Origin of the sequence: Cupriavidus sp. Agwp_2, from assembly GCF_040784895.1 — a bacterium.
Lineage (GTDB): Bacteria > Pseudomonadota > Gammaproteobacteria > Burkholderiales > Burkholderiaceae > Cupriavidus.
On sequence record NZ_CP088084.1, the window covers coordinates 1,988,749 to 2,014,997 of the forward strand.

The 26,249-nt window shown below is 67.6% G+C and carries 21 protein-coding genes and 1 pseudogene; 17 read left to right on the top strand and 5 right to left on the bottom strand.

Translation table 11 applies throughout. The annotated features are described in order from the left end of the window. The first annotated feature begins 1 nt into the window (after position 1). From LPA45_RS26710 to LPA45_RS26720, 3 genes are all read left to right on the top strand, one after another. The gene (locus LPA45_RS26710) at positions 2-1,696 is read left to right on the top strand and encodes an IlvD/Edd family dehydratase (protein ID WP_317924687.1); all 1,695 of its coding nucleotides are present in this window, start codon (positions 2-4) and stop codon (positions 1,694-1,696) included. Between the two features lie 32 nt (positions 1,697-1,728). Continuing rightward, positions 1,729-3,069 (top strand): NAD(P)H-dependent oxidoreductase, encoded by a 1,341-nt coding sequence (locus LPA45_RS26715; RefSeq protein ID WP_116319079.1) that lies wholly within the window; start codon positions 1,729-1,731, stop codon positions 3,067-3,069. Positions 3,070-3,150: 81 nt separating this feature from the next. Next, entirely contained in the window at positions 3,151-4,119 is a 969-nt protein-coding gene (locus LPA45_RS26720; RefSeq protein WP_317924711.1) for a tripartite tricarboxylate transporter substrate binding protein, read from the top strand. A 27-nt stretch (positions 4,120-4,146) separates the two neighbouring features. On the opposite strand, the gene LPA45_RS26725 is transcribed toward LPA45_RS26720, so the two are convergent. Beyond that, on the bottom strand, positions 4,147-4,719 hold the full coding sequence (locus LPA45_RS26725; RefSeq protein WP_116319077.1) for a DUF2889 domain-containing protein: 573 nt from the start codon (positions 4,717-4,719) through the stop codon (positions 4,147-4,149). A gap of 279 nt (positions 4,720-4,998) precedes the next feature. Between LPA45_RS26725 and LPA45_RS26730 the strand changes: the two genes are divergently transcribed. From LPA45_RS26730 to LPA45_RS26755, 6 genes are all read left to right on the top strand, one after another. Next, a complete protein-coding gene (locus LPA45_RS26730; RefSeq protein ID WP_317924684.1) occupies positions 4,999-6,690 on the top strand; it encodes an ABC transporter substrate-binding protein in 1,692 nt (563 codons plus the stop codon). A gap of 3 nt (positions 6,691-6,693) precedes the next feature. After that, a complete protein-coding gene (locus LPA45_RS26735) occupies positions 6,694-7,683 on the top strand; it encodes an ABC transporter permease (RefSeq protein ID WP_317924682.1) in 990 nt (329 codons plus the stop codon). A gap of 43 nt (positions 7,684-7,726) precedes the next feature. Continuing rightward, a complete protein-coding gene (locus LPA45_RS26740; RefSeq protein ID WP_376790682.1) occupies positions 7,727-8,602 on the top strand; it encodes an ABC transporter permease in 876 nt (291 codons plus the stop codon). A gap of 55 nt (positions 8,603-8,657) precedes the next feature. Then, entirely contained in the window at positions 8,658-9,209 is a 552-nt protein-coding gene (locus tag LPA45_RS26745; RefSeq protein WP_116319075.1) for a carboxymuconolactone decarboxylase family protein, read from the top strand. 10 nt (positions 9,210-9,219) lie between these two features. Beyond that, positions 9,220-10,935, top strand: a complete 1,716-nt coding sequence (locus tag LPA45_RS26750; RefSeq protein WP_376790658.1) for an ABC transporter ATP-binding protein — start codon at positions 9,220-9,222, stop codon at positions 10,933-10,935. A 219-nt stretch (positions 10,936-11,154) separates the two neighbouring features. Beyond that, positions 11,155-12,546, top strand: coding sequence for an IS4 family transposase (locus LPA45_RS26755; RefSeq protein ID WP_271815723.1), 1,392 nt, complete (start codon positions 11,155-11,157; stop codon positions 12,544-12,546). 159 nt (positions 12,547-12,705) lie between these two features. Here the strand turns inward: LPA45_RS26755 and LPA45_RS26760 are convergent. From LPA45_RS26760 to LPA45_RS26770, 3 genes and pseudogenes are all read right to left on the bottom strand, one after another. Further along, positions 12,706-13,051 (bottom strand): annotated as a pseudogene (locus tag LPA45_RS26760) (ATP-binding cassette domain-containing protein); the annotation flags it as partial. Positions 13,052-13,097: 46 nt separating this feature from the next. Beyond that, positions 13,098-14,438, bottom strand: a complete 1,341-nt coding sequence (locus tag LPA45_RS26765) for an LLM class flavin-dependent oxidoreductase (RefSeq protein ID WP_317924559.1) — start codon at positions 14,436-14,438, stop codon at positions 13,098-13,100. Positions 14,439-14,461: 23 nt separating this feature from the next. Then, on the bottom strand, positions 14,462-15,688 hold the full coding sequence (locus tag LPA45_RS26770; RefSeq protein ID WP_317924558.1) for an acyl-CoA dehydrogenase family protein: 1,227 nt from the start codon (positions 15,686-15,688) through the stop codon (positions 14,462-14,464). Between the two features lie 200 nt (positions 15,689-15,888). Here LPA45_RS26770 and LPA45_RS26775 point away from each other — a divergent pair, with 200 nt between their 5' ends. From LPA45_RS26775 to LPA45_RS26790, 4 genes are all read left to right on the top strand, one after another. Continuing rightward, on the top strand, positions 15,889-16,593 hold the full coding sequence (locus LPA45_RS26775) for an alpha/beta hydrolase (protein ID WP_317924557.1): 705 nt from the start codon (positions 15,889-15,891) through the stop codon (positions 16,591-16,593). A 49-nt stretch (positions 16,594-16,642) separates the two neighbouring features. Then, the gene (locus LPA45_RS26780; RefSeq protein WP_317924556.1) at positions 16,643-18,265 is read left to right on the top strand and encodes an ATP-binding protein; all 1,623 of its coding nucleotides are present in this window, start codon (positions 16,643-16,645) and stop codon (positions 18,263-18,265) included. Between the two features lie 65 nt (positions 18,266-18,330). After that, positions 18,331-18,921, top strand: coding sequence for a sigma-70 family RNA polymerase sigma factor (locus tag LPA45_RS26785; RefSeq protein WP_116319070.1), 591 nt, complete (start codon positions 18,331-18,333; stop codon positions 18,919-18,921). Between the two features lie 48 nt (positions 18,922-18,969). Then, entirely contained in the window at positions 18,970-19,173 is a 204-nt protein-coding gene (locus LPA45_RS26790) for a zf-HC2 domain-containing protein (RefSeq protein ID WP_116319069.1), read from the top strand. Between the two features lie 134 nt (positions 19,174-19,307). Here LPA45_RS26790 and LPA45_RS26795 read toward each other — a convergent pair whose 3' ends face one another. Continuing rightward, positions 19,308-19,613, bottom strand: coding sequence for a hypothetical protein (locus tag LPA45_RS26795; RefSeq protein WP_116319068.1), 306 nt, complete (start codon positions 19,611-19,613; stop codon positions 19,308-19,310). Between the two features lie 195 nt (positions 19,614-19,808). On the opposite strand from LPA45_RS26795, the gene czcI reads away from it, so the two are divergent. The 4 genes from czcI to LPA45_RS26815 all read left to right on the top strand — a co-directional run bounded on the left by czcI (position 19,809) and on the right by LPA45_RS26815 (position 26,132). Next, positions 19,809-20,240 (top strand): cation efflux protein, CzcI family, encoded by a 432-nt coding sequence (czcI, locus tag LPA45_RS26800; RefSeq protein WP_376790659.1) that lies wholly within the window; start codon positions 19,809-19,811, stop codon positions 20,238-20,240. A 97-nt stretch (positions 20,241-20,337) separates the two neighbouring features. After that, entirely contained in the window at positions 20,338-21,609 is a 1,272-nt protein-coding gene (locus LPA45_RS26805; protein ID WP_116319066.1) for a TolC family protein, read from the top strand. A 17-nt stretch (positions 21,610-21,626) separates the two neighbouring features. Beyond that, the gene (locus LPA45_RS26810) at positions 21,627-22,937 is read left to right on the top strand and encodes an efflux RND transporter periplasmic adaptor subunit (RefSeq protein ID WP_116319065.1); all 1,311 of its coding nucleotides are present in this window, start codon (positions 21,627-21,629) and stop codon (positions 22,935-22,937) included. 12 nt (positions 22,938-22,949) lie between these two features. After that, positions 22,950-26,132: a CusA/CzcA family heavy metal efflux RND transporter gene (locus LPA45_RS26815; protein ID WP_317924553.1), complete on the top strand. Its 3,183-nt coding sequence runs from the start codon at positions 22,950-22,952 to the stop codon at positions 26,130-26,132. Positions 26,133-26,249 lie beyond the last annotated feature (117 nt).

The following is a 26,249-nucleotide window of genomic DNA, read 5'->3' on the forward strand; positions in this document are numbered from 1 at the left end:
CATGGCTGAACCGCTTGGCCTCGACAACGGATTGACCAACTACGGTGACCGCGACTTTGCGCGTTACCTGCGCCGCTCGATGGCGCATTCGATGGGCATCTCCAATGAACTGCTGTCCCGACCGGTAATCGGCATTGCCGCGTCACCCAGCGATTTCAACAACTGCCATCGCTACATGCCGCAACTCGTGGAAGCCGTTTCCCGCGGTGTGCTGGCTGCCGGCGGCCTGCCGCGCATGTTCCCCACCGTCTCGCTGGGCGAAGTGTTCCTCAACCCGACCAGCATGGTGTACCGCAACCTGATGTCCATGGACGTCGAGGAGATGGTTCGCGCGCAACCCATGGACGCGGTCGTGCTCATTGGTGGCTGCGACAAGACAGTGCCGGCGCAGCTGATGGCCGCCGCTTCCGCCAATCGCCCCGCCATCCAGCTGGTCACCGGCCCAATGTCCACGGGGCGGCACAAGGGTGAGCGACTGGGCGCATGTACGGATTGCCGCCGCTTCTGGGGCAAGTTTCGCGCGGGGGAAATCGACCAGTGCGAGATCCAGACCGTGGAGACACGTCTGGCGACGACCGCAGGCACCTGTGCCGTCATGGGCACCGCCAGCACGATGGCATGCATCGCCGAGACCCTGGGCATGTCGCTGCCGGGTACGGCTGCAATTCCCGCGGTGGATTCCCAGCGCCTGGTGGCCGCCGAAGAGAGCGGCAGGGCGGCCGTACGGCTTGCGCATTCGCCTCTCCTGCCCTCGCAGATCATGACGCAGGAGTCAGTCGAGAACGCCTTCCGTGTCCTGATGGCGCTGGGCGGTTCGACCAACGCCATCATTCACCTGACTGCCGTGGCGGGTCGCCTTGGCATCCGCATCAGCCCGCAACGCCTCAACGAAATCTCGGATGAAACGCCGGTGTTGGTCGACCTCAAGCCGGTGGGCGAGGGCTACATGGAGGACTTCCATGCCGCGGGCGGCATGGGAGCCGTGCTGCGCGAACTGCGTCCCTTGCTGAACCTGGACTGCCTGGCCGTTGATGGCCGCACATTGCGTGAACGCCTTGACGAGCCTGCCGGCTGGGTTGACCGCAAGGTCATCCGCGCTTTCTCTGAACCGATAAGCCACGTGGGTGGCCTGATCGCACTGCACGGCAGCCTCGCACCCGATGGCGCCATCTTCAAGCGCGCCGCGGCAACGCCCGCCCTGTTCGAGAAGGAAGGCCGCGCCGTGGTGTTCGAGGGTCTGGAAGACCTGGCAAACCGCATCGATTCACCCGACCTCGACGTCACCGCTGACGACATCCTGGTGCTGAAGAACGCCGGCCCGCTCGCCGCGGGGATGCCCGAGGCCGGCTACTTGCCCATTCCGTCGAAGCTCGCCAGGGCGGGCGTGAAGGATATGGTGCGCATCTCGGATGCACGCATGAGCGGCACCGCCTACGGAACCATCGTGCTGCACGTCTCTCCCGAAGCGGCAGCCGGGGGTCCCCTGGAAGCGGTGAGAAACGGCGACCGGATTCGCTTGTCGGTATCGCAGAAGACGATCGACTTGCTGGTCGAGCCGGAGGAGATTGCCCGCCGCCTGGCCGAACGCAAGCCGCTGCCGCGAAAGCGCGGTGGCTATCAGGAGCTCTATCAGCGCACCGTCATGCAGGCGCCTGAAGGCTGCGACCTTGACTTCCTCGCCCAGCCTCGTAGCTGACACCTGTTCGCTTCAACCACACCGGATTGACCATGAACTTTTATCCTCAGCTGCTCGCTCGCGCCGAGCAGGGAAACCCCGTGCGCGTCGGTCTTATCGGCGCAGGGAAATTTGGCTCGATGTACCTGGCGCAGGTGCCGCGCACGCCTGGCGTGCATATGGTGGGCATTGCCGACCTGGTGCCCGCCAACGCCCATGCCAGCCTCGACCGAGTGGGTTGGGAAGCTGGTCGCGCGCAGGCAGCTTCGCTGGACGATGCCATGCGCACGGGCTCGACGCACGTTGGCGATGACTGGCAGGCACTGGTCGCACACCCTGGCGTCGATATCATCATCGAGTGCACGGGCAACCCCATTGCCGCGGTCGACCACTGCCTGGCCGCCTTCAGGCACGGTAAGCACGTCATCAACGTAACCGTGGAAGCCGACGCATTCTGCGGGCCGCTTCTCGCTCATCGCGCCCGCGAGGCTGGGGTGGTGTACTCGCTTGCCTATGGTGACCAGCCTGGCCTGGCCTGCGAGCTTGTCGACTGGGCGCGTACCTGCGGCTTTCCTGTCATCGCTGCGGGCCGCGGCCACAAATGGTTGCCCCACTTCCGTGAATCGACGCCCGATACGGTCTGGGACCACTGGGGCGTGACGGCCGAACAGGCGCGCATCGGCGGCATGAACCCGAAGATGTTCAATGCCTTCCTCGACGGCTCGAAGCCGGCTATTGAAAGCACGGCGATTGCGAATGCCACCGGGCTCCAGGTACAGGCCGAAGGCATTACCTTTGCGCCGGCTTCTGTCGAGAAGATTCCAACCGTCATGCGGCTCAAGTCAGAAGGCGGAGTCCTGTCGGCGAAAGGTGTGGTCGATGTGGTGTCGTCGCTGAACCCCGACGGCACGTCGGTGGGCTACGACATCCGCAAGGGGGTCTGGGTCTGCGTCGAGGCACCGACCGAGTACATCCGCCGCTGCTTCAAGGAGTACCAGGTCTTTACCGACCCCGATGGCCGATGCATGGTGCAGTACAAGAAATGGCACCTCATCGGCCTGGAGCTCGGCATCTCCGTGGCAAGCGTGGGGTTGCGCCGCGAGCCCACCGGCGTAGGCCAGCACTTCAATGCTGATGTGGTCGCCACGGCAAAGCGCGACCTGAAGGCAGGAGAAATGCTGGATGGCGAAGGCGGCTACACGGTCTTTGGCAAGTTGTTCCCCGCCAGGGAATCCCTGCGCGTTGGCAGCCTGCCTCTCGGCCTGGCCCACCACCTGAAGCTGCGTCGGGATGTGCCCAAGGACCAGTCCCTGACCTGGGATGACGTTGTCATCGACGCGGAACAGCCGGCGTACCGCGTACGCAAGGAAATGGAAGCGCTGTTCAGGAAGTAACAGGCAACCAGCAAAAGAGCCGGGATGGATGAAATCCGTTCCGGCAAATATGTCGATAAATACTTCGATAGGAGACAGAACATGAACTGGAGCATGAAAGCCTCCGTGATGACGCTCGTGCTCGCGGCGGCCTCGCCGGCGTTTGCTGCCGATGCCTATCCGGGCAAGCCCATCACAATGATCGTCCCGAGCGCACCTGCAGGGTCGACCGACATTGTTGCGCGGCTGATTGGCGAGCAATTGTCAAAGGACCTGGGCCAGCCCGTCGTGATCGAGAACAGGCCTGGCGCAAGTGGCAACATCGGTACTGAAGCCGTCGCACGAGCCAGGCCCGATGGCTATACGCTCCTCATGCAGTACTCGGGCTACCACGTTGGGAATCCGGCGCTGTTTCCCCAGGCGCGCTGGAAGCCAGCTGACTTTACTTCCGTTGCGCTGGTGATGCGTGCCCCGCATGTGGTTGCCGTCAGCGGAAAGATTCCCGCACAAAACCTTCGCGACCTGATTGCGTTTGGCAAGAAGGATGGTCGGGGCGTGTTCTATGCGTCGTCTGGCAATGGGTCCATTCAACATATCGCCGGGGTCATGTTCGGCAAGCAAGCCCAGGTGCCGCTGACGCACGTACCGTACAAGGGCGCCGGCCCTGTGGTGAGCGACCTGATTGGCGGCCAGGTGGACATGTTCGTGACCACGCCGCCATCGGTCATCGGCCAGGTCAGGGCCGGAAAGATCAAGGCGCTGGCCTACACCGGTCCCAGGCGCCATCCTTCGATGCCCGACGTCCCGACTTCTGCCGAGGCGGGATTGCCAAGCTACAACGTTGAATCGTGGTTCGCCGTTTTCGCACCGGCAGGAACACCGCCTGACGTCGTCAGGAAACTCTCGGCGTCGATCAGGAAGACCGTGGAAAGCCCGGACTATCGACGAAAGATTGAAGAGCAGGGGGGATTCGCCGCGTACATGGACCCTCCGTCCCTGGACAGGTTCGTGTCTCAGGAACTCGCCTCATGGGCAAAGGTGATCAAGGACGGAAACATCACCGCCGAATAGCGTGCAAGCGCGGCGGCTCTTCCGCCGCTAGGCGGCCGCGCGCCGGTGCAGCGGCCACACCACCGCTGCCGCTTCGCCGGATTCCCGGTAGGCATGGCAGCTGTCCAGGACCCACGGCTTCGGCATGGGGCCGTGCCCTTCCAGCCTGGTGTGCCACGGCGTGGCGTCGCGCTGGATCGACATGACCGTCTGCATGGCGGTGGTCGCCAGCGGGCCCAGCAGCTCGGTCAGGTGCGTGCAGCCCTTGGCGCCGGCCAGGCGCGCCTTGGCCTCGCGGTGGAAGCCCTTGCCGATGCGCAGACCGGCAAGCGCGGCGTAGGCGGCATTGATGGCGGCGCACCACGGCGTTGGCGCGGTCTCGGTACGGGCCTCGATGCCGCGGATGACCAGTTCCGCGTCAATGGTCATGGTGAAGCGCATGTGGTGGATCTGCCCGCCGGCCGGCACGCTGGCGAACGGCAGTGACGTGGGTAGCGGCGTGATGTCCTGCATTTCCGCCTCGATGTCGAACAGGCCATCGGTGCGGTGGTAGCCGCGGCACTGGATCTGGCGGGTGTGGCGCAGCGTGCGCTGCGCCGGCTGGGGGGCGATGGGTTCCATGCGTGGGTCCTGTGGGGCGTGCGCTGTCTCCCATGCATGATGAACGCCGTTGCCCGGCAAGTCGCCCCCCAATATAGGGTGGCTGCCTCCCGCAGGCACAGGCCGTGGCACGACGGAAGTGCCGTTTTGGCATGTGCATAGGCGCATGCCGCGCATATCGCCATGCGCAAACCTTCGTTCGCTGCGCGCAACGCGTTTCATATATTGGGGGTCCCTGTCGTTCCGCGACTTCCATTGCCCTGGCGCCCGCAAGGCGCCGCGGTCCTGCTTCGAGCCACCATGACGAACTTCCTCCGGACCTTCCGGCCGGCCACGCCGCTTGCGTGGCTGCTGCCTGCCGTGCTTACCCTGGGCCTGCTTGGCGCCGCCTCGCAAGCCAGCGCCGCGCCCGCTGCCTCGGCAGACAAGCCCCGCGCCGGCGGCACGCTGACCACCATCATCCAGCCCGAGCCCGTGATCCTGACCTCGGCGCTGAATTCCGCCGCGCCGACCGGCTTCTTCAGCGCCAACGTCTTTGACGGCCTGATCGAATACGACAACGACTTCAAGCTCAAGCCGGCGCTGGCCGAGCGCTGGGAGATCTCGAAGGACTCGAAGACGCTCACCTTCCACCTGCGCCCGAATGTCAAATGGCACGACGGCAAGCCGTTCACCTCCGCGGACGTCAAATGGACGCTGGAGAACGTGTGGAAGAAGCTCCATCCGCGCAACCAGATCCTGTTCGGCAAGGTCACGCAGGTCGACACGCCGGATGCGCTGACCGTGGTGCTGCGCTTCTCGGAGCCATCGCTGGCCGTGCTCAGCTCGCTCAACAGCAACGGCGCGCAGGTGCTGCCCAGGCACCTGTATGAAGGCACCGACATCCTCAACAACCCGTACAACAACAAGCCGGTCGGCACCGGTCCCTTTGTCTTCAAGGAATGGAGCAAGGGCAACTACATCGTGCTGGAGCGCAATCCCAACTACTGGGACAAGGGCAAGCCTTACCTGGACAAGATCATCTTCAAGGTCATCCCCGACGCGAGCGCACGCGCCGCCGCGCTGGAGAAGGGCGAGGCGCAGTACGCGCCGTTCAACCCGGTGCCGCTGAAGGATGCGCAGCGCCTGGCACAGCTGCCGTCGCTCAAGCTGGAGACGCGCGGCTATGACTGGCTGTCGCCGTGGCTGTTCATGGATGTCAACGTCGACCGGCCGTACTTCAAGGATGTGCGCGTGCGCCAGGCGCTGGCGCATGCCATCGACCTGAATGCACTGAACAAGGTGGTGTGGTTCGGCTTCGGCAAGCCGGCGGTGAGCCCGGTAGTGTCGACGCTCGGCCAGTTCTTCAACGGCAATGTGCCCAGGTACCCTTACGACCCGGCCAGGGCCGAGGCGCTGCTCGACGCGGCCGGCCTCAAGCGCGGCGCCGACGGCAACCGGCTCAAGGTCCAGATCGACTACCTGCCGTACGGCGACGACTACAAGCGCAGCGCCGAGTACATCAAGCAGGCGCTCAAGCGCGTGGGCATCGACGTCACCGTGCGCACGCAGGACACGCCGACCTATACCCGGCGCGTCTATGGCGACCGCGACTTCGACCTGGCCGTGGTCTGGTTCGCCGGCTTTGCCGACCCGCTGGTGGGCGTCACCCGCGCCTACCGCGCCGATACCGTGGGCAAGAACATCCCGTGGTCGAACGGTTCGGGCTATCGCGGCGACGAGGCCAACAGGCTGATCGACCAGGCCCAGGGCTCGCCCAGCCAGGCCGAGCGCGTGGAGCTGTTCAGGAAGTTCCAGAGCGTGGTGCAGACCGACCTGCCTTCGGTGCCGCTGCTGGAGCTGCGCTTCTTCACGGTGCAGTCGGCACAGCTGCGCGATACCGTCAGCGGTGTCGACCAGGTCTACGCGTCGCTCAAGCACGCGTGGTTTGCCGTGCCGCCGGGCGGTAATGCAACGGTTGCCACCGCCGGCAAGGCCGACGGGGCACGCTGACCGATGGCTGCGCACACGAGCTCGCGCACGCCCGCCTGGCAGCGGCTGCTGCAGGCGGCCGGGGTGGTGGCGGCGATGGCCGTCGTCAACTTCTTCCTGCTGCGGCTCGCGCCCGGCGACGCCGCGCAGGTGCTGGCCGGCGAAGCCGGCGCCGCCACGCCGGAATACCTGGCCGCGCTGCGCGCGCAGTTCGGGCTGGACCAGCCGCTGTGGGTGCAGCTGGGCAAGTATCTCTGGCACCTGGCGCAGCTCGACCTGGGCTTTTCGTTCCGCCAGGGCATGCCGGTGCTCGACCTGATCCTGCAGCGGCTGCCCGCCACGCTGCTGCTGATGGGCGCGAGCATCGCCTTCGCGGTGGTCGCCGGCGCCACGCTGGGGGTGCTGGCGGCCGCCCGCGCCGGGCGCCTGCTCGATACGGTGATCTCGTCGCTGGCGCTGCTGTGTTTTGCCACGCCGCTGTTCTGGATCGGGCTGATGCTGGTGCTGGTGTTTTCGGTGTGGCTGGACTGGCTGCCGGTGGGCGGCATGTTCACGGTCGAATCGGGCCTGACCGGCTGGGCCTACGCGCTGGACGTGTTGCGGCACCTGCTGCTGCCGGCGGTGACGCTCGGGCTGTTCTACATGGCCGTCTACGTGCGGCTGATGCGCGCCAGCATGATCGAGATGCGCCGCCAGGACTTTGTGCGCACCGCGGTCGCCAAGGGCGCGCCCGGCCGCCGCGTGCTGACCCATCACGTGCTGCGCAATGCCTTGCTGCCGCTGGTGACGATGGTCGGCGTGCAGGCCAGTTCGGTGATCGGCGGCGCGGTGGTGGTCGAGACCGTGTTCTCCTGGCCGGGACTGGGCCGCACCGCCTTCGACGCGCTCTACCAGCGCGACTACAACCTGCTGCTCGGCATCCTGCTGTGCAGCTCCGTGGTGGTGATCGCGGTCAACGCGATCGTCGACCTGGTCTACGCGCGCATCGACCCGCGTATCCGGCTGCCGCGCTAGGAGTACTGAAGTGTCTTCGTCCTATCAAGCGTTGCCGGCCGGGGTGGCCGGCGAATCCAATGCCGGTGCCCCGGCCCTGCCGCGGCCACGCCGCGGCGCGTGGCGCCGGTTGTGGTCGTCGCCGAGCGCGCTTACCGGCAGCGTGCTGTTGCTGGTGGTGCTGGCCGCTGCCGTAAGCGCGGGCTGGCTGTATCCCGGCGATCCGCTCGACATGGCCACCGAGCCACTGCTGTGGCCGGGGCACGACCGTGCCTTCCCGTTCGGTTCCGACATGCTCGGCCGGGATATCGCCGCGGGCCTGTTCCACGGCGCGCGCACGTCGCTGCTGATCGCCGCGGTCTCGACCGCGCTGGCGGTCGCCCTGGGCGTGGCGGGCGGGATCGCCGCGGGCTTCTACGGCGGCCGGGCCGACCGCGTGTTCGGCGCGCTCACGACGTTCTTCCAGACGATCCCGTCGTTCCTGTTCGCGCTCGCCATCGTCGCCATCGCGCAGCCGTCGGTGACCAGCATCGCGCTGGCGATCGGCATCACCTCATGGCCGGCGCTGGCGCGGCTGGTGCGCGCCGAAGTGCTGCGCCTGCGCCACGGCGACATGGTGCTCGCCAGTGAAGCGCTGGGTGCGAGCAACGCCCGCATCATCGTCCACGACATCCTGCCCAATACGCTGACGCCGGTGCTGGTGTCGGCCTCGCTGATGGTCGCCACCGCGATCCTGACCGAATCGAGCCTGGCCTTCCTCGGGCTGGGCGATCCCAACGTGGCGAGCTGGGGCAACATGGTCGGCGCCGGGCGCGAAGTGCTGCGCACCGACTGGTATGTCTGCGTGCTGCCAGGCGTGGCCATCGGCATCACGGTGCTGGCACTGAACCTGATCGGCGACGGGCTTGCCGCTGTCTTCGATCCGCGCGAGAGCCGCTGAGGTGGCCCGCGCGGCCTTATGCCTTCCCTTATGCCTTCCCTTCAGGAGAATCCTTTTGGCCCGCGTCAACCCTATCGATGCTTCCCGCCTTCCCGATGATGCCCGCGCCGTGTACGGGCGCGTGGAGCGCGAGTACGGCGCCTTCGGCAACATGCTCAAGGTGCTCGGCCACCGGCCGCCCGCCGTCGAGCACCTGTTCGGCCTGCTGCTCGACTCCGCCCGCGATGCGCTGATCACGCGCCGGCATCTAGAGATCGTGCTGGTCACGGCATCGCGGCTCAATGCCTGCCACTACTGCATCACGCATCACGAGCCACGGCTCGAAGCGCTGGGCGTGGATGCGGACACCGTGGCCAATATCCTCGAACCCGACGTGCCCGGGCTGGATCCGGTCGAGCGGCTGGTGCGCGACTACACCGTGCAGGTCACCACGCAGCGCGTCACCGACACGCTGGTGGGGAAGCTGCGCGAACATTTCTCCGAGGCGCAGGTGGTCGAGCTGACCTTGCGCGCGGCGCTGTGCGCGTTCTTCGCGCGCTTCAACGAGGCGCTGGAAATCCAGGTCGAGCCGGAACTGCTGGCCGCCGAGGTGCATGCCGCCACATGAATCCCGACCGATGATGACGCAATCCCTGCTTTCGCTGCGCGACCTGACCATCCGCTACCCGGGCGCCGGACGGCCCGCGGTGTCCGCCCTCGACCTGGACATCCGCCAGGGCGAAACCGTGGCGCTGGTGGGCGAGTCGGGCTGCGGCAAGTCGACCACCGCACTGGCGCTGCTGCGCCTGCTGCCGGCATCTGCACAGGCCAGCGGCCGCATCCTGCTGGAAGGGCGCGACCTGCTGCCGCTGTCCGAGCGGGACATGACCGCGGTGCGCGGCAATGCCGTGTCGATGGTGTTCCAGGAGCCGATGACATCGCTGAACCCGGTGCTGACCGCGGGCGCGCAGATCGTGGAGGCGTTGCGGCTGCACAAGCCCCTGTCGGCGCGCGCCGCAGCCGCACGCGCGCTGGAACTGCTCGAACAAGTGCGCATGCCGGAGCCGGCGCGGCGCTTCCACGCCTATCCGCACCAGCTTTCCGGCGGGCAGCGCCAGCGCGTGATGATCGCCATCGCGATCGCCTGCTCGCCGCGCTTGCTGGTGGCCGACGAGCCTACCACCGCGCTCGATGTTACGGTGCAGGCCCAGATCCTGGAACTGCTCGACACGCTGCGGCGCGAGCTGTCGATGGCGATGCTGCTGATCACGCACGACCTGGGCGTGGTGTCGCGCTGGGCCGACCGCGTGGCGGTGATGCATGACGGCATCAAGGTGGAAGAGCAGGCGACGGACGCGCTGTTCAGGCAGCCGGCGCATCCCTATACCCGGGCGCTGCTTGGCGCTTCGCTGAGCACCGCGCACGGCAACGGCGAGGCGCCGCATTTCCGCACCGGGCGCCTGCCCGAGCTGCGCGTGGCGCGGCGCGCCGACGGTACGCCCGCCGCGTTCCGGCTGACGCAACCGGAACTGCGCGCACCAGCGGCGGCGACCGCCACGGCGCCGCTGATCCGCATCGACGACCTGCACGTAGTGCATCGCAACGGCGCGCACCAGACGCATGCGGTACGCGGCGTATCGTTCGAGATCGCCCCGGGCGAGACCGTGGCGCTGGTGGGCGAGTCCGGCTGCGGCAAGTCCACGCTGGCACGTGCCGTGCTCCGGCTGGCCGACCACGAACACGGCCGCATCGAGTTCGACGGCACTGACCTTGCTGCAATTGACCGGCGCCACATGCGCCCATGGCGCGGCGCCATGCAACTGGTGTTCCAGGATCCCTACGGTTCGCTGAACCCGCGCAAGACCGTGGGCGAACTGCTCGGCGACGCGCTGCAGATCCACGGCGTGCGCGACCGCCACGTCCGTCGCGAACGCGCGCTGGCCATGATCGAACGCGTCGGCCTGCCGGCCGCGGCGCTGGAGCGCTATCCGCATGAGTTCTCGGGCGGGCAGCGGCAGCGCATCGGCATTGCGCGCGCGCTGGTGGTGCGGCCACGGTTGCTGGTCTGCGATGAGCCGGTGTCGGCGCTGGATGTATCGGTGCAGGCGCAGGTGCTGAACCTGCTGGCCGATCTGCAGGCGGAATACGGGCTGGCGTGCCTGTTTATCTCGCACGATCTGGGGGTGGTGCGCTATATCGCGGATCGCGTTCTGGTGATGCGGGACGGGCAGCTGGTGGAAGCTGGGGATCGTGACCAGATCTGGGCGGCGCCGCGGCATTCGTACACGCGGGAGTTGCTGGCGGCGGTCCCGGCGGTCCCGGCGATTGCGGCGATTGCGGCGACAGCGGCCTGATGCGCCCGCATGCCGAATGTTATCTCCCCTCTCCCATTTATGGGAGAGGGGCGGGGGAGAAAGCAGGAGTCTCCACGAAGTAAAGCGTCTTCATGCTTGGCACGCGCCAGCCCTCTCCCCCGGCCCCTCTCCCGCAAGCGCTTGCCTTTACCCACATCTCGATTGGAAAGGTTGTAAACCGGATTGGACGGTGTTAACTTCGTGTGAAGTTGACAATCAGTGGTGGCAATTTTGCCGGATACGGAAGATCTCGAAGACTGGGCCAGCGACGAATTCAGTGGCGCACAATTGGGCGATGCGCGTCGCACGCAGCGCCTTGTGGCATTGGCGCGCGGACTGGCGCAAAAAGCCCATGTTTCGTTCCCGCAGGCCTTGAGTGGTGCCCAACTCAAGGCGGCATATCGCTTCTTTGATAATGAGGCGGTCGACCCGGACGGAATCCTGGCGAGCCACGTCGCTCAAACCGTGGGTCGCATGCAGCGGGTACCTGTCGTACTGGCGGTGCAGGACACCACGGAATTCAATCTGGCAAATTTGCCCGCGACTGAGGGACTTGGTCACGGCACGGGCGGCAATTTGCACGGATTCATGTTGCACAGCGTGCTGGCGGTGACGCCTGAAGGCCTGCCACTGGGCGTGTTGAGCATGAAGACGTGGGTGCGTGCGCCGCAAGCATCGGGCAAGGCCGGGCAGCGCCGGGCGCTGTCCATTCGTGACAAGGAAAGCGTGAAGTGGCTGGAGGGGCTGGAATGCCTTGAGCCGCTCAAGATGCAGTGTCCGGACACGCACCTTGTTGCCGTCAGCGATCGCGAGGGCGATGTGTACGACGTGTTCCTGGCGCCGCGCCCAGCGGGGGTGGACTGGTTGGTGCGGGCCGCCTGGAATCGAGGCGTGGACCACCCAGAGAAGTATCTGTGGGAGACGGTTGCTGCGGCTCCTGTACTTGGAGAGACCGTATTGCACGTGCCCAGGAGCGGCGCCAGGCAGGCGCGTAGCGCCCGACTGGCTTTGCGTTGTGTGCCCGTCCAACTGCGACCGCCGCGCAGCCGCGGTGCAGAGGATCTACCGAGTCTCGAAGTGTTTGCCATTCACGCGCTGGAGATCGAGCCGCCCCAAGGCGTTGAGCCGCTCGAATGGATGTTGCTCAGTTCAATGCCTACCCAAACGCTGGAAGATGCGCTGGAGCGACTGAGCTGGTATGCCCGGCGCTGGACCATTGAATCCTGGCATCGTGTCCTGAAGAGTGGCTGCCAGATCGAAGCGCGGCAGTTCGGGACGCTGGAGCGGTTCCTACGTGCTACGGCGCTGTTCGCCGTGATCGGCTGGCGCATTATGTACGCGACCATGCTGGGCCGGCTCGAAGCCGATATCCCTTGCTCGGTGCTACTGCAACCGCTCGAATGGCGGGCCTTGTACTGCCGCACGCACGGCACAACCAAGCCACCGGAAGAGGCGCCAAAACTCAGCGACGCGGTCCTTTGGATCGCCAAGCTCGGTGGCTACCTGGGTCGCAAAAACGACGATCCCCCGGGAGCCACCGTCCTCTGGCGCGGCTTCCTCGCCCTGCACGAAATCACCGAAATGTATCGGATCTTCCAGAAAGACGAGTAAGCCGCCGCAAGTTGTGGGTAAAGGCAAGCGCAAGCGGGAGAGGGGAGAAAGCCATCGCTATGTCCCCATGGTGGTGCCGACGATCATCCGCGTCACCGGCAGCATTGCCACCAGCAGGATGATGAACGGAATCGAGCGGAACATATTGACCAGCACTGACGACAACATCGCCGGGTAGGCATCCGCCTTGGACGACAGCCCGACCAGATCGAGCAGTTCGCCGACGCGCGCGCCGATCTCCTGGCGCGGCACTCCGGCCACGCGCAGCGGCAGCGCCACGTTGTCGAAGACGGTCTTGTGCCGAGAGCAGGTTGAAGTGCTGGAAGATCATGCCGATGCGCCTGCGCAGCGCCACCAGCCCGTTTTCATCGAGCGCGCCGATGTCGGCGCCGTCGATGCGGACCTGGCCGGCGTCGGGGCGCTCCAGCATGTTGATGGTGCGCAGCGGCGTCGACTTGCCGGCGCCGCTGCGGCCGATGATGCCGAAGCGCTCGCCGCGCCCGATGGCGCGGCTTGTCCGCTCAAGCCCGCTCAAGCCCGCTCAAGCCCGCTCAAGCCGCCGCGCGTGCCGCCGTGCGTCCGGCCGGCCGCTGCAGGCCGAGATGCTGGCGCAGCGTCGCGCCTTCGTACCCGGTGCGGAAGATGCCGCGGCGCTGCAGGATCGGCACCACGCCGTCGACAAAATCCTGCAGCCCGTCGGGCAGCGCATCGGGCATCAGGTTAAAGCCGTCGGCGGCACCGTGGCGGAACCAGTGCTCGATATCGTCGGCGATCTGCTCGGGCGTGCCGACGATCACGCGATGACCGCCGCCGCCGGCCAGCTCGCGGATCAACTCGCGCACCGTCAGCCGCTCGCGCCGCGCCAGCGCCAGCGTGGCGCGGAAGAAGGTGTGGTTGCCGTCGGCCGGCAGCGCGATCTCGGCTGGCAGCGGCGCATCCAGGCGCAGGCGCTCCACCGCGATGCCGAGCGTGCCGGCCAGGCGGTTCAGGCTGTAGTCCCACGGGATCAGCTCGACCAGTTCGTCGCGGCGTTGCCGTGCCTGCGCTTCGGTGGCGCCGATGATGGTGGTCAGGCCCGGCAGGATCTTCACGGCATGCGGCCCGCGCCCGTGCGCCTCGGCGCGCGCGTTGATCTCGCGCTTGTAGGCGAGCGCTTCCTCGAACGACTGCGACGCGGAGAACACCGCCTCGGCATGCAGGGCGGCCAGTTCGCGGCCATCGGCCGAGCCGCCCGCCTGGAACAGCACGGGGTGCCCCTGCGGCGGACGCGGCAGGTTCAGCGGGCCATGCACGTCGAAGAAGGTGCCCTGGTGTGCCACCGGCGCCAGCTTGCCGGGATCGACGAAGCGGCCGGCGTCCTTGTCGCCGACGAAGGCGTCGTCTTCCCAGCTGTCCCACAGCGCCTTGACGATGCGGGTGAACTCGTCCACGCGCGCATAGCGCTGGCCATGCTCGATCGGCGCGCTGCGGCCGAAGTTGCGCGCCGAGCCCGCGTCGGCGGTGGTGACGACGTTCCAGCCGGCGCGGCCGCCGCTGAGATGGTCCAGCGTGGCGAAGCGCCGCGCGATGTTGTAGGGCTCGTTGTAGCTGGTCGAGAGCGTGGCCACCAGGCCGATATGGGTGGTGGCCGCCGCCACGCTGGCCAGCAGCAGCGTCGGTTCCAGCGCCGTGATCGGGCGGAAGTAGATCTGGTCGGCGATCGACGCATTGTCGGCCAGGAAGATGGCGTCAAACTTTCCGGCTTCGGCGATACGCGCCAGGCGCACGTAGTGCTGCACGTCGACAAAGGCGCGCACGTTGCTGTCCGGCAGCCGCCAGGCCGATGGCACGAAGCCGGAATGCAGCGCGTTGATGTTCAGGTGCAGCTGGCGCTGCGGGGTGCTTGCTGTCATGGTTGGTCTCCGGACGCGGCGCGTCAGAACACGCGGCCTTCGGTCAGGTGCGTGGTCTCGCCGTTGAGGTGGTAGGCGCCCACCACGCGTCCTTTGTGCAGCAGCGGGTTGTGGCTGAAGATCGTGCGCAGGTTGCGCCAGTGGCGGTCGAAGTTGTGCTGCCGCGACGTGGCCGAGGCGCCGCCGGCCTCGAACATGCGCTCGCCCACATGCAGCGCCAGCTTGCTGACCACCAGCTGGGTCTGCGCGGTGGCCAGCGCGGCTTGCAGCACCAGTGCCTCGGCATCGTCGGCGCCGACGTGCAAGGCGTCGGCGGAGCGGTCAAGCGCGCGCGCGTTTTCGCGCACCAGCGCGTCGATGGCGTGACTGTGCGCGGCCAGGTCGCCGATCACCTGCTGGATGAAGTGGTCTTCGCGCGCGGTGGGCGCCGGGCTGTGCAGCACCGGGCGGCCGTGCTCGCGCACATAGCGCGTGGCGTCGGCCCATGCGTTGCGCACGATGCCGGCGGCCACCGCCACCAGGTGCAGCTGGCGCAGCGCGCCGCAATGGCGGCCGACCAGCGTGGTGTTGCCGCGCCGCGCGACTTCGTCGGCCAGCACGGGCACGTCGTCGAGCACCAGGCTGCCGCTGGCGGTCATGCGCTGGCCCATGCCGTCCCAGTCGTCGATCACGCTGAAGCCGGGACGGTCAGTCGGGATGATGATGAAGACCGGTTCGCCGTCGGGGTCCTGCACGTTGATGCGGGCATAGTCGGCAAAGGCCGTGCCGGTCGAGTAGTACTTCTTGCCGCTGACGCGGTAGTGCGCGCCGTCGCGCCGCAGCGCCGTGGTGATCTCGCCCGGCCGCGCGGTGCCGCGCTCGGTCGAGGCGCCGCCAAAGATGGCCCCGCCCACGATGCGCTGCACCTGCAGATCGTTGAACGCCGAGCGCGGCGACAGGCGCAGCGATTCGGTCTGGTCGAAGTGGATGCGCAGCGCGTGCGCCACGTTCGATTCCTCGGCCGCGATCGAGGCGATCACTTCGAACAGGTCGACCAGCGAGCCGCCCAGCCCGCCCCTTTCCACGGGGATGCGCAGCAGGCCCAGGCCGGACTGGCGGAACAGGGCAAAGCCGTCATGCGGCAGCAGGCGCTGCGCCTCGCGCGCGGCGGCATCGGTGCCTATCTGCCCGGCCAGTGCCGGTACGCCTTCCAGCGCGGCGCGCAGCGCATGCCGGGCATGCGGGGCATCGATGGCCAGCGGTGCGTTCATGGGTGATTCCTCCGTATCAAAATCGCAGGGGCCCAGCATAGGGAACGGTGACTGGCGGGGGAACGAAGGAAAGCCCATATCGATATTCAGGCACTCGGACGGGTGGTGGCGCGAGATATCGTTTGTATGTAATATACAAAATATCAGTGACGCAGACGCTGCACTTTCAGCCCGCCAGCGCATCAGGATCCCCCGCCACCATGCTCGATCCCTCCCTGTTCGGTCGCCTGTCTTTCACCTTCGATGATCCGGCGCACCGCGCCGATCGGTCCGGCCCGGCTGCCGCACCGCTGCCGGCGGGCCGCCACGGGCTGGCCGTGGCGGCCGAGCGCGATGCGGTGCTGTTCGTGCCCGAGGGCCTGGATGCCGGTGCGCCGGTGCCGCTGCTGGTGATGTTCCATGGCGCCGGCGGCCATGCCGAAAAGGTACTGCCGCACCTGGAGCCCCATGCGCAGCGGCACGGCTTCCTGGTGCTGGCGCCGCAGTCGCTCTACCCGACCTGGGACATCGTGATCGGCGGCAACGGCCCGGACCTGGAACGCCTGCACCGGGCGCTGGCCGCAGTCGCGTCGCGCTACCGCATCGACCGCGATCGTGTGGGCTTCGCCGGTTTCTCCGATGGCGCCAGCTACGCGCTGTCGGTCGGCATCACCAATGGCGACATTGCCAGCCACGTGCTGGCGTTTTCCGGCGGCTTCATGTCGGTGTTCATGCAGGAAGGCGCGCCGAAGGTATTCGTCGCGCACGGACGCGACGACGAGCAGTTGCCCATCGCCACCAGCGGCCGCGCCCATGCGGCCAGGCTCAGGGCCGCCGGCTACGCGGTCGAGTACGTGGAATTCGATGGCCTGCATGTCATCCACCCGCCGGTGGTGGAGCAGGCCATCGCGTTCTTCCTGCAGTGAATCGCCGCGGCGTCCCGCCCGGGGCGCACGGCCAACGGGAGTGTGTTCGATGGATTTCGAGATTCCGGAAGCGCTGATCCACCCGCTGCTCGCCATGATCGGCACGGGCACGCCGCTGGCCCGCCAGCTGCAGGAGCACGGCGTGTGCCACGGCGACATGCTGGTGTCGAGCAAGCTGTTCGACGCGCAGGCGCTGAACTCGCTCTACACGCTGAGCAAGAGCCAGAACCAGCGCGCGCTGATGTTCCAGATGCTGGCGCTCGACAATATCCACAATGCGCCACAGGCGCGCGTCATCCCGGCGCTGGACCAGCTGATCGGCGGGCTGGTGGCCTACCTGTCGCGCGATGCCATCGACGGCTGGCTCTACCAGCGCAACCGTGACGGCGTGCTGCTGCCCTGGCTGGTACGGCGCATGCGCTACGTGGCGCCCGACCAGGGCATGCCGTACGTGGTGGTGGACCTGCTGGCCAACACCATGCAGTCAGCCAACTCCGAGCTGACCGACCACCACAAGCGCCGCGCCGGCATGACCACGTCGATGGTGATCACGCGCGACGACATCGCCAACCGCTCCATTCCCGATCTGCTGGCGGAGTTCGGCTTCTACAAGGAGTGCGCCGAGTTCCGGCAGGAGTACGAGCGCCACGCGCAGCGCTTCGTGCGCTACCAGCAGCGCTTCGGCGCGCAGTTTGTCGCCAGCGGGCCGGCGTGGTCGCTGGATGCCAAGGGCGCGGCCGAGCTGACGCGCGTTCCCGACGGCGTGGCGGCCCGCTGCGTCAATGACGAGGAGCGGCTCGCGCGCCGTTTCGAGATGAGCTGCGATGCATCGTTCTGGCGCGAGGCCGGGGTGGAAGCGGGCTTCGAGGCGGTGCCGCTGCACGGCTACGTGCATCTCTTCCACCTGGAGTGGCACCGCAATCTCTGGGTGCATGTACAGCACCTGTCCGAATACCGCTACCAGCCCGGGTTGCGCGACAAGCTGGTGCTGCCGGACCACCACCGCGACCTGATCGATATCCTGACCTCGCACATGGACGTGCTGGTGCCTGACTTCGTGCCCGGCAAGTCGGGCGGCACCACCATCCTGTGCCAGGGCGCGCCGGGGCTGGGCAAGACGCTGACCGCGGAGATCTATGCCGAGGTCGTCGGCAAGCCGCTGTACCGGGTTCATTCGGGACAGCTCGGCACCACGGCGGCGTCGGTTGGCGCCAGCCTGAGCGGCATCCTGCAGCGCGCCATGCGCTGGAACGCGATCCTGCTGCTCGATGAAGCCGACGTCTATATCCGCTGCCGCGACAACGACCTCGAGCACAACGCCATCGTCGCCGAGTTCCTGCGCACGCTGGAGTACTTCAACGGCCTGCTGTTCATGACCACCAACCGCATCGGCGATGTCGACGATGCCATCCTGTCGCGCTGCATCGCCACCATCCACTACGAAACGCCGGGCAAGGACGATGCGCGGCGCCTGTGGCGGCTGCAGGCGGCGCAATTCGGCGCCGAGCTGGGCGACGGGCTGGTCGAGGCGCTGCTGCGGGCCTACCCCAAGGCCAGCGGGCGCGATATCAAGGAGCTGCTCAAGCTGGCCACGCGCTATGCCCTCGCGCGGGAGGTGCCGCTGAACGAGGATGTGTTCCGCTTGTGCGGGCAGTTCCGCGGGCTGAACTGAAGCGCGTGCCCGGAAGCGGGCCCGGCGGTATGATGGCGCATCCCTCACGCCGCGGACGCGCCCCCATGAGCCTCGATCCTGCCGAACTGCAGGCCCTACGGCCCTACCTGCTGCGCTTTGCGCGCCTGCAGCTGCGCGATGAAGTGCTGGCGGAAGACGCGGTGTCGGAGACGCTGCTGGCCGTGCTGGAGCACCCGGAACGCTTTGCCGGCCAGTCGTCGCTGCGCACCTACCTGGTCGGCATCCTCAAGCACAAGCTGATCGACAGCCTGCGCAGCGGGCGGCGCGAGGTGCGGCTGGCGCTGGTGGCGCCGGAGGACGGCGAGGCGCCATCGGAGCAGGAGGCGCTGGATGCGCTGTTCACGCGCAACGGCCACTACCAGGATCCGCCTTCCGACTGGGGCGATCCCGAGCGCGCCTTCGAGCGCCGCGAATTCTTCGAAATCCTGCAGCTATGCGTCGACCGGCTGCCGCCGCGGCTGGGCCGGCTGTTCATGATGCGCGAGTGGCTGGAGCTGGATACCGAAGAAATCTGTCAGGTCTTGCAGATCAGCGCGACCAATGCATGGGCCATGCTGTACCGGGCCCGCATGCGGCTGCGCGCATGCCTGGAACTGCACTGGTTCGGGCAGCGTGGCGCTGCCGGCAAGGGCTGAACGGCCTTGTCAGCGACTTCCTCCACCTAACCCTCGGCAACCACCACCATGCCCGACCGCCCCGCCCGCCGCCTGCTGCCGGACTGCGAAGAGGTTCACCACCTGACCATGAAGGGTCTGGACCAGCCGTTGTCGTGGATGGAGCGGCTGCGCGTGCGCAGCCATTTGGCGATCTGCGAAGCCTGCACCGTATTCAGCGCGCAGATGCGGACCATGAGGGAGGCGATGCGGCGAATGGGGCGGGAGGATTAACACCTTTGTCAGTAGTCAGTGTTCGCACATCATTGCGCCGAACGCCAGCTGACACCCTTGGCAAAGGCTCCCCTCTCCCCCGTCCCCTCTCCCGCAAGCGTCGCAAGCGGGAGAGGGGAGCAAACCGACGGCAATTACGCCCGCGCACCTTCGCCGTAAGGATCGAAACCACCCACGCGGCTGCCTTCGCTGTACGGGTCGAAGCTGCGCGCCGGTGCCGCCGACACGCCGCTGCGGTCTAGTCCTGCCACGGTGCGGGCACCGTCCACATACGGATCGGGCTTTCCGGTGCGGGCGCCATCGGTGAAGGCATCGTGCGAGCGGAACTCATAACCATACTTGTCGCCTGGGAGCCGTTCGGAAGCGGTGGCGGCTTGCGCGGCGCCGAGGGCGGCCAGCGACAGGAACAGGGCGGAAGCAAAGCGGGCGGTCTTGGTCATGAGATTTCTCCAGTATTGTTCGTTGAATTTGGCAGAACGTTCTGCGTCGTGTGCGTGCCGTTCATGTAACGAACTATAGAAGTCTTGATCGAGCGCAAAGAGGGATCTGTATGGATAAGTCATTCAAATAAATTGACATTGCTTTGGCCGACGTGCCCCTGTTACGTCATGACGCAAATGTAATCGGCTCGTCGCGTGATCACCGGCCAGCCTCGGTTAAACTTGCGGCTCGCCGCCATTCCCGACATGCAACGCCTGCTCCTCATCCTCCTCGCGCTGATCCTGCCGCTCCAGTTTGCCTGGGCGGGGGCGGCAGCGTATTGCCGGCATGAGGTGGCAGCGGCGGCCAAGGCGCATCTGGGGCATCACGAGCACCAGCACCATCCCCAGCAGAAAGCCGATGCCGGCCAGCATGCGGCCAAGGCCGACGCCGATGGCGACACGCTGGGCATCGCCGATCCCGACTGCGGCGTCTGCCATATCGCCTCGCTGCCGTTCGCACGCGCCGACGCGCCGCACATGCAGGCCGGCCAGCACGTCGAACAGGCGCAGGCCCCACCGCAACCGGGCTTCTCCTCCCACAGCGCCAGGGCCCCCGACCGCCCGCAGTGGCCCCGTCTCGCCTAGCCGGCGAGACGACGCTACCCGCTTTCCTGACTTCTCGATGATTTCCTGAACTCAGGCGTCTCGCCGAATTCCCCGGTTTCTTTCCTGGTGCAATTCGATGCGAAGACTTTTGCTGCCGCTGGGGCTGGCGGCCATCCTGACCAGCCCGCTTGCCGGCGTCGCCCAGACGCCACCATCCGCCATCACACCCTCGCCTTACGCCGCCGGTGTGGGCGTGTCAGAGCCACCCGGCTCCCTGACGCTGGACGCCGCACTGGCGCTGGCCGAAGCCGGCAGCTTTGCGCTGTCCGCCGCCGGCAAGGAGCTGGACGCCACCGAGGGCGACCTGACGCAGGCGCGTGTGATTCCCAATCCCGAGCTCGCGGTGTCGATGGAAGACACGCGCCGCGCCACGCGCTCGACCACTGGCCAGTTCAACGTGCCGATCGAACTGGGCGGCAAGCGCGCTGCCCGCATCGGCGTGGCCGAGCGCGGCCGCGAGCTGGCGCAGGCCGAGCTGGGCGGCGTACGCGCCGGGCTGCGCGCGGCGGTGATCGCGCGCTTTTTCGGCGTGCTGGTCGCGCAGGAGCGCATCAAGCTGGCCGAGGGCTCGGTCGGCATCGCCAGCCGCGCGGCGCAGGCCGCCTCGCGCCGTGTCGCCGCCGGCAAGGTTGCGCCGCTGGAAGCGACCCGTGCGCAGGTCGAGCAGGCCAACGCCGAATTGGAACTGGCCGAGGCCACCGGCGCGCTGCAGTCGGCGCGCCAATCGCTGGCCGCCCTGTGGGGCAACGCCGCGCCGCGCTTCGCGCAGGCGCAAGGCGACCTCGACGCGCTGCCGTCGCGCCCCGCGCCCGCGGCGCTGGAGACCGCGCTGGAAGACTCGCCGCTGCTGGCCGCCAGCCGGCTCTCCGCCGAACGCAGCCGCGCTGAAGTGGCGGTGGCGCGCAGCCGCCAGTACCCCGACGTCACCGTCAGCCTCGGCGCCAAGCGCGACAACGAGGCCAACCGCAACATGGCCGTGCTGGGCGTAGCGATCCCGCTGCCGCTGTTCGACCGCAACCAGGGCAACCTGTACGCGACGCTGCGCCGGGCCGACCGCGCGCAGGATGTGCATGCCGCCAACCGCATCCGCCTGGCCAATGAACTGCAGCTGGCGTCGACGCAGCTGTCGGTGTCGCGCGCAGCCGCACAGACGCTGCAGGGCTCGGTGCTGCCGGCGGCGGAACAGGCGTATGCCGCCGCTTCGCGCGGGTTCGAGGCCGGCAAGTTCAATTTCCTCGATGTGCTGGATGCCCAGCGCACCCTGTTCCAGGCGCGCATCCGCTACCTGGACGTGCTGGCCCGCACCTATGACGCGGCGGCCAGCATCGACCGCATCCTCGGACACTGATACGGAAGGCTCCAAGCATGGCAATGAGCAAGCAACAACGGGCCGCGGTGGTGGCCATCCTGGTCGCGGGGCTGCTGGGCGGCGCGGCGATCCTGTTCACGGGCAAGGGCGGCGGCTCAGGCGAGGCCGGGCACGAGCATGGCGAACACGCCGAAAAAGGCGGGCATGCCGACCATGCCGACCATGACGATGGCCACGCGCACGGCAAGCCGGCAAGTACCTCGGCCAGCGCTCCCGCTGCCGCCGCTGCGCCGGCGCAGGCCGCCGACCAGCCCCACGTCATCAAGCTGACGCCGGAGCAGGTGCAGCAGGCCGGTATCGGCATGGCCACGGCAGGCCCCGCGCCGCTGCGCGGCAGCGTCGATTTCCCCGGCGAGATCCGCTTCAACGACGACCGCACCGCGCACGTGGTGCCCCGCGTCGCCGGCGTGGCGCAGGCGGTGCCGGCCAACCTGGGCGAGCAGGTCGCCAAGGGCCAGGTGCTGGCCGTGCTTGCCAGCACGGCACTGGCAGAGCAGCGCAGCGAACTGCTCGCGGCGCAGCGGCGCGAGGCGCTGGCGCGCGCCACCTACGCGCGTGAAAAGACGCTGTGGCAGGAAAAGATTTCCGCCGAACAGGACTACCAGCAGGCCCGCACAGCGCTGGAAGAAGCGCAGATCGCCGTGCAGAACGCAAGGCAGAAGCTGGTCGCGATCGGCGCATCGGAGAGCGCCGGCAAGGACGTCAAAGACGGCAAGGGCGGCAGCCTGAACCAGTTCGCGCTGCGTGCCCCATTCGACGGCATCATCGTCGAGAAGCACCTGTCGCTGGGCGAGGCCGTCAAGGAAGACGCCAGCGTCTTCACCATCTCGGACCTGAGTTCGGTCTGGGCCGAATTCGTGGTCTCGGCGCGCGACCTCGACCAGGTGCGCGTGGGCGAGACCGTCAGGATCCGCTCCACCGCCTCGCAGACGCAGGCCGAGGGCAAGGTCTCCTACGTCGGCGCGCTGCTCGGCGAGCAGACCCGCACCGCCAAGGCCCGTGTCACGCTGTCCAATCCAGGCATGGCGTGGCGGCCCGGGCTGTTCGTCACGGTCAGCGTGCTCGGCGCCGCGACGCAGGTGCCGGTGACGGTGGAAGCCGATGCCGTGCAGCAGGTCGATGGCCACAGCGCCGTGTTCGTCGCGGTGCCGGGCGGGTTTGCGGTGCAGCCGGTCAAGACCGGCCGCAGCGGCGGCAAGCTGGTCGAGATCACCGAAGGCCTGCAGGCCGGCGCGCGCTACGCCGCGGCCAACAGCTTCATCCTCAAGTCCGAGCTGGGCAAGGCCAGCGCCGGGCATGAGCACTGAGCGGGGGGCGCCATGTTTGAACGCCTGATCCGCTTTGCCATCGAGCAGCGCTGGCTGGTGCTGCTGGCCGTGGCCGGCATGGCCGCGCTGGGGCTGTACAACTACAGCCGGCTGCCGATCGACGCCGTGCCTGACATTACCAACGTGCAGGTGCAGATCAACACCGGCGCGCCCGGCTATTCGCCGCTGGAAACCGAGCAGCGCATCACCTATCCGGTCGAGACGGTGATGGCGGGGCTGCCGGGGCTGGAGCAGACCCGCTCGCTGTCGCGCTACGGGCTGTCGCAGGTCACGGTGATCTTCCGCGAAGGCACCGATATCCATTTCGCGCGCCAGCTGGTCAACCAGCGCATCCAGGAAGCGCGCGACCGGCTGCCTTCCGGCATCACGCCGGCGATGGGCCCGATCTCGACCGGCCTCGGCGAGATCTACCTGTGGACCGTGGAAGCCGAGCCCAATGCGCGCAAGCCCGACGGCACGCCGTACACGCTGTCCGACCTGCGCGAGATCCAGGACTGGGTGATCCGCCCGCAGCTGCGCAACGTGCCGGGCGTGACCGAGATCAATGCCATCGGCGGCCATGCGCGCGCCTACGTGGTCGCGCCCAGCCTGGAGCGGATGGCTTCGTACGGTTTGTCGCTCGCCGACGTGGTGACCGCGCTGGAGAAGAACAACGACAACGTCGGCGCCGGCTATATCGAGCGCCGTGGCGAACAATACCTGGTGCGCGTGCCGGGCCAGGTGCGCTCGCTCGACGACATCCGCGACGTCATCGTCGGTACCGCGCAGGGCCAGCCGATCCGCGTGCGCGACCTGGCCAGCGTGCAGACCGGCGGCGAGCTGCGCACCGGCGCCGCCACCGAGGACGGCCGCGAGGTGGTGCTGGGCACGGTGTTCATGCTGATCGGCGAGAACAGCCGCACGGTGTCGCAGGCGGTCGACCGCAAGATGGCGGAGATCAACCGCACGCTGCCGGCCGGCGTGAAGGCGATCACGGTGTACGACCGCACCACGCTGGTCGACAAGGCCATCGCCACGGTGAAGAAGAACCTGCTGGAAGGCGCGGTGCTGGTGATCGCCATCCTGTTCCTGTTCCTCGGCAACCTGCGCGCGGCGCTGATCACCGCGCTGGTGATCCCGCTGTCGATGCTGTTCACCTTCACCGGCATGGTCCACACCCGCACCAGCGCCAACCTGATGAGCCTGGGCGCGCTGGATTTCGGCATCATCGTCGACGGCGCGGTGGTGATCGTCGAGAACTGCGTGCGGCGCCTGGCGCATGCGCAGCAACGGCATGGCCGCGCGCTGACGCGCACCGAACGCCTGCATGAAGTCTTTGCCGCCGCGCGCGAGGCTCGCCGGCCGCTGCTGTACGGGCAGCTCATCATCATGGTGGTGTACCTGCCGATCTTTGCGCTGACAGGCGTCGAGGGCAAGATGTTCCACCCGATGGCGATCACGGTGGTGCTGGCGCTGCTGGGCGCGATGGTGCTGTCGGTGACCTTCGTGCCCGCGGCGGTGGCGCTGGCCATCGGCAATCGCGTGGCCGAGCGCGAGAACCGGCTGATGGCCTGGGCGCGGCGCCGCTATGCGGTGCTGCTGGACCGCTCGCTGTCGGCAACGCCGGTGGTGCTGGCGCTGGCCGGCGTGGCGGTGGCGCTGTCCCTGGCGATCGCCACGCGCCTGGGCAGCGAGTTCGTGCCCAATCTCAATGAGGGCGACCTCGCCATCCAGGCCCTGCGCATTCCCGGCACCAGCCTGACGCAATCGGTGGCAATGCAGCAGCAGGTCGAGACCACGCTGAAGAAGAAATTCCCGGAGATCGAACGCGTGTTCGCGCGCACCGGCACCGCCGAGATTGCCTCCGACCCGATGCCGCCGAACATCTCGGACGGCTACATCATGCTCAGGCCGCAGTCCGAATGGCCCGCGCCGCGCCGCACCCGCGACGAGCTGATCGCCGCGATCCGCGAAGAGGTCGGCAAGCTGCCCGGCAACAACTACGAGTTCTCGCAGCCGATCCAGCTGCGCTTCAACGAGCTGATCTCGGGTGTGCGCTCCGACGTAGCGGTCAAGGTGTTCGGTGACGACAACACCGTGCTGGAAGACACCGCCAACCGTATTGCCGCGGTGCTGCAGGACATTCCGGGCGCGGCCGAGGTCAAGGTCGAGCAGACCACCGGGCTGCCCATGCTCAGCGTCAATATCGACCGTGACAAGGCCGCGCGCTACGGGCTCAACCTGAGCGATATCCAGGAGGCGGTGGCGATCGGCATCGGCGGCAAGGTGTCGGGCACGTTCTTCAGCGGCGACCGGCGCTTCGACATCGTCGTGCGCCTGCCCGATGCCGTGCGCGAAGACGTGGACGCGCTGCGGCGCCTGCCGGTGGCGCTGCCAAAGGACACCGCGGCCGGCGCGCGCACCAGCTATATCCCGCTCAGCGAAGTCGCCACCGTGGAGATCGCGCCCGGCCCCAACCAGGTCTCGCGCGAGAACGGCAAGCGCCGCATCGTGGTCAGCGCCAACGTGCGCGGGCGCGATATCGGCAGCTTCGTGCCCGAGGCGGAGGCTGCGATCCGCGAGCGCGTGCGCATCCCCGCCGGCTACTGGACCAGCTGGGGCGGCACCTTCGAGCAGCTGCAGTCGGCAACAGCAAGGCTGCGCGTGGTGGTGCCGCTGGCACTGGGGCTGGTGTTCGTGCTGCTGTTCGCGATGTTCGGCAACGTCAAGGACGGGCTGCTGGTCTTCACCGGCATCCCGTTCGCGCTGACCGGCGGCATCCTGGCGCTGTGGCTGCGCGGCATCCCGCTGTCGATCTCGGCCGCGGTGGGCTTTATCGCGCTGTGCGGCGTGGCGGTGCTGAACGGGCTGGTGATGCTGTCGTTCATCCGCTCGCTGCGCGAAGAGGGCGTGGGGCTCGACCAGGCGATCCGGGACGGCGCGCTGACGCGGCTGCGGCCGGTGCTGATGACCGCGCTGGTGGCGTCGCTGGGCTTCGTTCCGATGGCGCTGGCCACCGGCACGGGAGCCGAAGTGCAGCGTCCGCTGGCCACGGTGGTGATCGGCGGCATCCTGTCGTCGACGGCGCTGACGTTGCTGGTGTTGCCGGTGCTGTACCGGCTGGCGCACAGGAATGATGACCCGGTGGCGGAGGCGGCGCAGGATGGCGGTGAGCTGGTGACGTCGAAGTTCTGAAGCACGCTCTGCAAAAGGTGGAAAAGGCGGAGAAGGCTGAAAAGGCGGAAGCCACCGGGCTCGCGCGCAAGCGGGCCCGGTGGCCGGGAACCGCCACGCAGCAATCCATCTTTCACG